Annotated in this window: 6 protein-coding genes and 1 tRNA gene; 5 read left to right on the top strand and 2 right to left on the bottom strand. The window is 41.7% G+C overall.

Translation table 11 applies throughout. From position 1 onward, the window contains the following. Nucleotides 1-176: 176 nt before the first annotated feature. The 3 genes from J7K40_02345 (at nucleotide 177) to J7K40_02335 (ending at nucleotide 2,588) form a co-directional block, all read left to right on the top strand. Nucleotides 177-263 (top strand) — tRNA-Leu (locus J7K40_02345). 394 nt (nucleotides 264-657) lie between these two features. Next, a complete protein-coding gene (locus tag J7K40_02340) occupies nucleotides 658-1,446 on the top strand; it encodes a hypothetical protein (protein MCD6161236.1) in 789 nt (262 codons plus the stop codon). Nucleotides 1,447-1,448: 2 nt separating this feature from the next. Then, complete coding sequence (locus tag J7K40_02335) at nucleotides 1,449-2,588, top strand: hypothetical protein (protein ID MCD6161235.1); 1,140 nt, start codon at nucleotides 1,449-1,451, stop codon at nucleotides 2,586-2,588. A gap of 315 nt (nucleotides 2,589-2,903) precedes the next feature. On the opposite strand, the gene J7K40_02330 is transcribed toward J7K40_02335, so the two are convergent. Both J7K40_02330 and J7K40_02325 read right to left on the bottom strand, forming a co-directional pair. Then, nucleotides 2,904-3,770 (bottom strand): T9SS type A sorting domain-containing protein, encoded by an 867-nt coding sequence (locus J7K40_02330; GenBank protein ID MCD6161234.1) that lies wholly within the window; start codon nucleotides 3,768-3,770, stop codon nucleotides 2,904-2,906. 306 nt (nucleotides 3,771-4,076) lie between these two features. Then, nucleotides 4,077-5,450, bottom strand: a complete 1,374-nt coding sequence (locus J7K40_02325; protein ID MCD6161233.1) for a sigma-54-dependent Fis family transcriptional regulator — start codon at nucleotides 5,448-5,450, stop codon at nucleotides 4,077-4,079. 291 nt (nucleotides 5,451-5,741) lie between these two features. Between J7K40_02325 and J7K40_02320 the strand changes: the two genes are divergently transcribed. Together J7K40_02320 and J7K40_02315 are read left to right on the top strand one after the other, a co-directional pair. Then, complete coding sequence (locus tag J7K40_02320; GenBank protein ID MCD6161232.1) at nucleotides 5,742-6,926, top strand: acetyl-CoA C-acetyltransferase; 1,185 nt, start codon at nucleotides 5,742-5,744, stop codon at nucleotides 6,924-6,926. A 705-nt stretch (nucleotides 6,927-7,631) separates the two neighbouring features. Beyond that, nucleotides 7,632-7,910 carry an RNA-binding protein gene (locus J7K40_02315; protein ID MCD6161231.1) on the top strand — a complete coding sequence of 93 codons (279 nt, stop codon included), beginning with the start codon at nucleotides 7,632-7,634 and terminating at the stop codon, nucleotides 7,908-7,910. The last annotated feature ends 150 nt before the right edge of the window (nucleotides 7,911-8,060 follow it).

The following is an 8,060-nucleotide window of genomic DNA, read 5'->3' as shown; positions in this document are numbered from 1 at the left end:
TTCGATTGTTGGGTATTATTTTAAGAACTCTATAAAAAAGGCCGGACAGTAGTGCAGAATTATGTGAAATTTGTCTTGCCATAATATCTTATTTGCTTGACTAACCGTTGAAAATAAATAAATTGTTTGTTTAAATATTTTAGTGTATTAGCTTATTTTGATAAGTTAATTAGCTTGCCGGAGTGGTGAAATTGGTAGACGCACCGGACTCAAAATCCGGCGGGGCCTTAAACCCCGTGTCGGTTCGATTCCGACCTCCGGCATTTAGTATTAATGGGATGGAAAGCATTTATAACGCTTGTTTACGGATTACCGCGAAGGTAGAAAACTCATCTTTATAATTTCTGTTACAAGGATGCCGATATCGTCAGGGAAGGGTTCCTGACGATGCACGAAACTCCCATATTGCGAATGTTTGTTATGAGGGCGGGTTGATGTCGCAAAGAAAGGGTTCCTGTAACGATGTCTTTAAAGAATATTCTTGACAATTAAAATAGATAATAATATGTTAATCATAGGGAATAAGGTAATTTATATCTTAGTGTCAAATAAGATTTTGGAGGAAAGTTACGATATAATGAAAAAGGAGAGCATTTATAGAAAAAACCAAGACAATTGATAACAATCATTTGGGTAACAAATCGGAGAAAAATATTTATGAAACATGCTAAGATACTATTAATCGGTGCGCTTGTTTTACTGCTATTTACAGCCGGCTGCAACCTATTTGGTTTCGCCAACCCCTCAAGCTCATCGACAAGCAATTTAGCTGATGGCCAGCGGAAATACTGGGATGGGGAATTTGAAGAAGCGGTTGAACTTTTCGCTAAGGCGAAAGAAAATGATCCGGATAATGCCGATGCTTACTGGTGGCATGCCAAAGCCCTCCTTCGGGCAACCGGCAATACGGCTATATCTCTGGTTACGGCAATGTCAGAAATTGAGAGCGATTCGCAAGATGAAATTCCTTTGCCGTTTATGGATGAAACCGACTGGCCTGATGGGAAAGCGGATACGCTTTACCAGGCTATGTTTGGTATAAAATCCGACTTAGCGATGATTTATAGCGGCAATGTGCAAAGCGATGAACTCAATGAAGATGCCGTTGGGCTGGATTATGCATCAACATTAGTTATTCAAAGTGCGCTGATGTTTCGAGATACTGATGTTAATGATACAATTAACGAATTTGATATTAATATTAACGATTTGCTCTATTTTATAAACAATGGTTTTAATATTGATAGCACTATATGGTTGCTTGAAAACGTTGATGTAGTAGGAATGGCCTTAAATATTGGAGAAAATCTGGATTCATTAGGATTTATTTTAGACCCTTTGCTTGGAGATGATCCCGGATTTGATATTGATCAGCTTGATAGCCTTATGGATATGATAGATATTGAAATTGATTCTTTGCTTGCCGATACCACAGGGGGTAATTAATCATGAAATCAAGAATAGTTATTTTAAGCGCGTTGATATTATTGTTTTGCTTTTCCATTAGCAATTCAACAGAAAATTATATCCCCTCCGGCATATCGCAGCATATTGATGTTGCCCAGATGGGAATGGGCGGTATAACCACCACTATCTATACCAATTCCCATACGCTGTTTTATAACCCAGCGTTGCTAAATCGTCAAGGTTTAGAGGTTGATATTATAAACATTGGCTTGGGGCTTGATACCGATGCAACCGATGTTTTAAAATTCGTTGATGACCATCAGGATGATTTTGATGATTTTGAAAGCCTTTCTATCGAAGAGCAAGAGCAATTTTTTCTTGATTGCTCGGAATTCGACAATAAGTGGGTTGGCGTTCAGGCTGCGCCGTATATCGGTTTTGCCGCCAGTCATTTCGCTCTTGGCGGATATGGCATTTCTTATTTTGATGTAAAGATTGACCAAGGCGTTTTTGTGCCGGCTCTTGCTATGAAAGGCTACATGGATATTGTTATTGGCGCAGGCATCGGCTTGCCTGTTAATATAATGGATAGGTCTTTTGAAGTCGGCATTACCGGACGCTACATTCAGCGGCGATCATTTCTGCCTATTCGCATCAATGCTCAGGATGTTAACGATGCGGAAGATATCTTTGATGTTGCCTTAGATTCATTGGAGAATTCAACCAACGGTTTTGGTCTTGATGTCGGCATGGTTCGCTCTATGAAGCTGGAGATGTTGGGAAGGGGAATCGATTTAGATTATGCGGTTGTCGTTCAAGATTTAATTGGCTCTTTAGGCGGCTATGTTAAACCGAATATCAAGTTTGGAGCAATGACTCATATTCCATTCGCTGATAACTTCCTTTTACCGCGCTGGGATTTCGGTATCGAGATGACCGATTTCTTCAACCGTCAAGGAGTTAATTTCTTCAACAGAATTAATATGGGCACAGAGGTGGCTTTACTTGGAGGTTTTGCCAAACTCCGCAGCGGTTTCCATCAGGGATACCCGACTTGGGGAGCCGGACTGTCATTATTTATAATTCACCTTGATTATGCCAGATTTACTCGAGAACTCGGCACTAAGCCCGGTCAATTCCCGGAAACAACGCATAGAGCGCAATTAACTATTGGGTTTTAAAGAAGATATTACTGAGTAGTCAGGAAAAATACAACTGAGTAGTCAGGAGGATACAACTGAGTAGTCAGGGAGATATTACTGAGTAGTCAGGGAGATATTACTGAGTCGTCAGGAACCCTTTCCTGACGACATAAAAGTGTCAGAATATCGATCTATTAAACGGACATCTATTTTGATGGATATTGGATATTCATCCTGTTGCAGGGTCACCGCACCCGATAACTTATATGATTAAATAAAAAAAGCGCCGTTTTAAAACGACGCTTTTGTGTTATCTTTTATCACCTGTTTGGATATATATCAGTATGTAATTGCTTACTTCAGCATAAGCATTTTCTTGGTCTGTGAAAACTTTTCGGTGCTCATGTTGTAGAAATAGACCCCTGAAGGAACGGTTCTGCCGCTTTCGTTAAAGCCGTTCCACCGTGTCTGATAATAACCAGCTTCTTTATACTCATCAACCAGAGTCTTAACTCTCTGGCCAAGAATGTTGAAAATATCGAGCTTGACAAAACCGGCTTCAGGAAGCTGGTAATCAATCTTGGTTTCGGGGTTAAATGGATTGGGATAATTTTGGGCAAGAGCATATTTATTCGGTAAAGAAGTCTGCGCCGCATCATCAACACCAACGCCATCGCCTACAGTAATTGAGCCATCAACGATTATCGGAACAAAGTCGCCAACTCCATGCATCAAACTGAAATACAAGCGGAAAGTGTTTGATATATATGTATTGCTGATAGTGCAAATCTGCTCCTGCGCCTCCGCAGAAACGGCAAAAGTTATTGTCAGTCCCTCAAATCTGGAATAATCGGTAAATAACGGGGATTCTAAAACATCATCGGTAATATCATGAAAACCCAGAATACGAATATAATCACCATAAATGCTGTCGCCAACTTCTTCCCAGTCGGCAAGCAAGCCATTCCAAGCAACCTCGGTTGGATACACTCCGCCATCAATGCTATTCCATGTGATTGGCAGAAAGAAACTTGGCACTGAATCATCAGTAACAAAGTAAATAGGCACATCAACATAATTAATTTCGCCAGGGGTGTAATCAACCTCTACCGAACTGACAATTATGCTATCGGGCGATCCAGGGTCATTTACATCCTGAGCAAAAGCGAAAGCCGATGCAGCAAAGAATATTCCTGTGACTAACAACAACATTTTTTTCATAATAATAACCTCCGAAACAAATATCATGCAAAAACTATTCCCCTATGAAATCTTAATTCAACATAATATTAAATAGTATGCTGAAAAAAGATTAACCATAACATATGCTATTATATAAATAATTTTCAATATGTCAAGATATATTTATCTACGCATTATTAAATAAGTATATGAGGGCATAAAGGTTATATAAACATAGGGATTGCATTTTTATTTAACTGAATAAAATCAGGTAGTTGAAACAGCCGCTTGAAATATGAAAAATTTTATATTAATCGGGTGATGTATAGCTATTAAATGATTATATCAGCTGTTGTTTTTCTTTTGAAGGCCATGTTTTTTCAGTTTTTCAAAGAGGGTTGTGTAGTCAACCTTAAGTATCTCAGCCGCTTTGCGTTTGTTGCCATTGGTTTGGATTAATACTCGTTTAATCAACCCTTTTTCTGCTTGTGCTTGGGCAAAAGCGGCAACCTCTTTTAGGCCAGCTCCTTCTCTTAAACTGATTTCCGCAGCTGATGGTATTCTGATTGCCAGATGATTGGGAGTAATAGTTTTACCGTTACATAGGATAATCGCCCTTTCAATCGTATTTTCGAGTTCCCTAACATTGCCCGGCCAGTGATATTTTTCTAAAAGATTAACCGCTTCACGAGATAAATTTTTGGATTTTTTATTCATTTCTTGGCAGTATTTTTCAATAAAGAAATTAGCCAAGGGCGAGATATCGTCTCGTCTCTCTCGTAATGGTGAAATCGTTATTGGGAAAACCGACAGGCGGTAGTATAAATCTTCACGAAAAGCAGTTTTACCAATCGCTTCCTTAAGGTCAATATTGGAGGCGGCAATGACTCTAACATCAACAGATATTTGTTTGGTGCCTCCAAGCCTTTCAAAATTCTTTTCTTGAAGGACTCGCAGAAGTTTTGCTTGAAGCGCAACATCTAAGTCGCCGATTTCATCCAAAAATATAGAGCCGCCATCAGCAATTTCAAATTTTCCCATCTTGCGGGCAATAGAGCCGGTATAGGCTCCTTTCTCCGAGCCAAACAGTTCATTCTCCATAAGTTCATGAGGGATAGCGGCGCAATTGATTGTTACAAACGGTCCGTTTTTCCTGGCGGACAACCGATGAACCGCTCTGGCAAATAGTTCTTTGCCTGTACCTGATTCGCCCAGAAACAGCACTGTTGCATCCGAGGGGGCCACTTTCCGGACAAGTTCGATCGCCTCTTTGATTTTTTCGGAAGTGCCGATTATCTTTTTCGAACCGTGGCTATTGGCTATTTCCTCGCGTAAGAGTGTGTTTTCGGCTACTAAGCGACGGTTTTCGAGGGCGCGTTTTATCAATACCGACAGATGGTCGGTATCGAAAGGCTTGGTTAAAAAATCGTAAGCGCCGAGACGCATAGCCTGAACCGCAGTCTCGATTGTGCCATAGGCAGTCATCAAAATAACCGATATTTCGGGATCGATTTCTTTAACCCCGGAGAGAACTTCCAACCCATCCATTTTTGGCAGCTTAAAGTCGGTTAGGATTAAATCATATCGCTTGTCTCGAGCCTTGGTAAGCCCATCAGGGCCATCTCCGCAAGCATCCACTTCATAGCCTTCCGATTCGAGAGTATCGGTCAGCATTTTCTGCATACTGTCTTTATCCTCAATAACAAGAATAGATGGCATATTATCACCTCTTAAATGAAATATCGGCAATATGTTGGCATGCTTGATTTAATATCAGATAAAAGAGACTTTTACATTCAATTCCGCAACCCTTAATAACTGAGGCTTTCCCGCCCCAGCGCAGGCTTGGAAAAGACTGCCTATTAATTGTTGAGTGTGATATTGAATTTTTGGAAAAACTTCTGAAATATAACTTTGCTTGACTTGTTATCTCCAAATTTGCATAATGTAGCCTGTATGTGTATATCGCAAATTAGAATTAATTTTAATACTATTTAAGGAGGAAATTTCATGCCTGAACAAGCTGTTATACTTTCTGCCTGCCGAACCGCATTGGGTACGTTTTTAGGCGGACTTGCATCTGTAAACGCGCCTCAGCTTGGCGCAGTAGTCATTAAAGAAGCGGTCAAACGCGCCGGTATTGATGCTAACGATATCGATGAGGTTATTATGGGGCAGGTCGTTCAGGGCGGAAGCGGCCAGTCTCCTGCCAGACAGGCGGCTATTCATGCCGGCATACCCGACCATGTGGCTGCATTGACTATTAATAAAATTTGCGGCTCCGGTTTGAAATCTGTGATGTTAGCCGCTCAATCTATCAAAGCCGGAGATGGCAATTGCTTTGTCGCCGGCGGGATGGAGTCGATGTCGAATTGCCCGTTTATCCTTCAGGGCGCCCGCAATGGCTTTAAATTCGGCGACCAGAAACTGGTTGACCTGATGATTCTCGATGGCTTATGGGACAGCTTCAATAATTTCCACATGGGGCGCGCGGCTGAATATACTGCCGAGAAATCGAAGCTTACCCGTCTGGAACTTGATGAATATGCTGCCAATTCTCAAAACAAAGCCGCCAAAGCCAGCGCGGACGGCAAATTTAAAGCTGAAATTACGCCGGTCGAAATTCCGCAGAGAAAAGGCGACCCGATTATTTTCGATACCGACCAGGGACCGCGTCCGGGCACTACTACTGAAAAACTGGCCAAACTCAGGCCTGCATTCCAGAAAGACGGCATCGTTACAGCTGGCAACTCGCCCGGCCTCAATGACGGCTCCTCCGCTTTAGTTGTAACCTCGGAGAGCTACGCCAAGAAGCATAACCATACGCCGATAGCCAAGGTTATCGATTATGCTGTCGGTTTCAAAAAACCGATAGACTTATTCTATGCGCCTATTGTGGCGGTGCAGACTCTTATGAAAAAGATGAATGTCGATATTAACCATTGGGATTTAATCGAGGCTAATGAGGCGTTTGCGGCGCAGTGTTTAGCCGATGGCAAAGAGCTTGGCTGGGATTGGGACAAAGTCAATGTCAATGGCGGCGCGATTGCACTTGGCCATCCGATTGGAACCTCTGGCGCGCGGGTTTTGACTACCCTTATCTATGCGCTTAAAGACCGCGGCTTGAAAAAGGGCATGGCGACCTTATGTCTCGGCGGCGGCGGCGCGGTAGCGCTGGCGATTGAGCTGATGTAGTTGAATGCGTAGGGGCGTATTGCATACGCCCTATTATGTATGTGTCGGGTTTCGGTCTTAAATTATTCCTCAGGATATCCGTCTTAGGCGGACGCCTCAAGCTGAGAACATCCTGAGGGCTGTAAGCTTGAGCAACCTTCAGCGTCAGGATGTCGTCCGCAGTAACGGACTTCCATCCTGACGCATAGAAAATATTGTGGATTAATTTTAATGAATTAGCCAGGGTGCCCCACTCCCGCCCAAAGCGGGAGTGGGTTATCTCAGAATACAGGGTGCCTCACCTAATGGACTTGTGAATAAGCACAGCATGTCAAGCCTACTTGAGGTTTGACCTATTTCATGCGTCGTCAGGAACCCTTTCCTGACGACATCGACCAGTCAAGACCACAGGGAGGGTTTTAACCTACTGGTTTTAAGCCGTTTTTACGAATATTTATTTTTTTTATTATGAAGAAACTTATTGCTTTTAATTTCGTTTACTGTATATTGATGTATTGAATTTGGCCGATAAAAGGCTATGTGAAACTTAAGAAAGGAGAATTTGTAGGAATCGACCAAATTTACGAAAACCAATCTAATTAACAAATCAACGGATGAATCTTTGTTTAAGCATATATTTTTTGATGAGAATCGAATGGCTGTTTTGCATCTTTCTCTTTAAGAATAGAAATTAAATGATGATCCAAAAGAAAAGAGAAAAGAAGAATGCAAAGTAGCAATCTTTACGTAGGAAATCTCAGTTATTCGGTAACTGATAGTCAATTGAAAGACCTTTTTTCCAATCATGGAGAGGTTAAAGAAGTAAGAGTAATCGATGGTAAAGGTTTTGGTTTTGTCGAGATGACAGACACGACCGGCGCCGAAAAAGCCATGGAAGCCTTGAACGATACCGATTTTGAGGGACGTACTTTAAAAGTCAATGAAGCTCGCCCGAAAAATGATAATAGAAGAGACAATCGGGGCAGGGGCAGCTCGAGATACTAAGCTGATTTGACGATAATAATCAAGAAGGCGGCCATCTGGCCGCCTTTTTTGTGTCAACAATACAAGGTACCCCGCCAAACTGATGAGCGTAAACTTTAGACCAATAAAGCACCAGGTACCTCACCTAATAGGTGAGTTTTAAATTTGGTT

The sequence above is a fragment of the Candidatus Zixiibacteriota bacterium genome (assembly GCA_021159005.1).
Classification (GTDB): domain Bacteria; phylum Zixibacteria; class MSB-5A5; order UBA10806; family 4484-95; genus JAGGSN01.
Note: the sequence above shows the minus strand (reverse complement) of the source record. Positions and strands in the feature narration are given on the sequence as shown.

Bases quoted from the DNA above. Each gene is read 5' to 3' on its own strand.
- J7K40_02340 (MCD6161236.1), top strand. From the start codon at position 658: ATGAAACATGCTAAGATACTATTAATCGGTGCGCTTGTTTTACTGCTA.
- J7K40_02335 (MCD6161235.1), top strand. From the start codon at position 1,449: ATGAAATCAAGAATAGTTATTTTAAGCGCGTTGATATTATTGTTTTGC.
- J7K40_02330 (MCD6161234.1), bottom strand. From the start codon at position 3,770: ATGAAAAAAATGTTGTTGTTAGTCACAGGAATATTCTTTGCTGCATCG.
- J7K40_02325 (MCD6161233.1), bottom strand. From the start codon at position 5,450: ATGCCATCTATTCTTGTTATTGAGGATAAAGACAGTATGCAGAAAATG.
- J7K40_02320 (MCD6161232.1), top strand. From the start codon at position 5,742: ATGCCTGAACAAGCTGTTATACTTTCTGCCTGCCGAACCGCATTGGGT.
- J7K40_02315 (MCD6161231.1), top strand. From the start codon at position 7,632: ATGCAAAGTAGCAATCTTTACGTAGGAAATCTCAGTTATTCGGTAACT.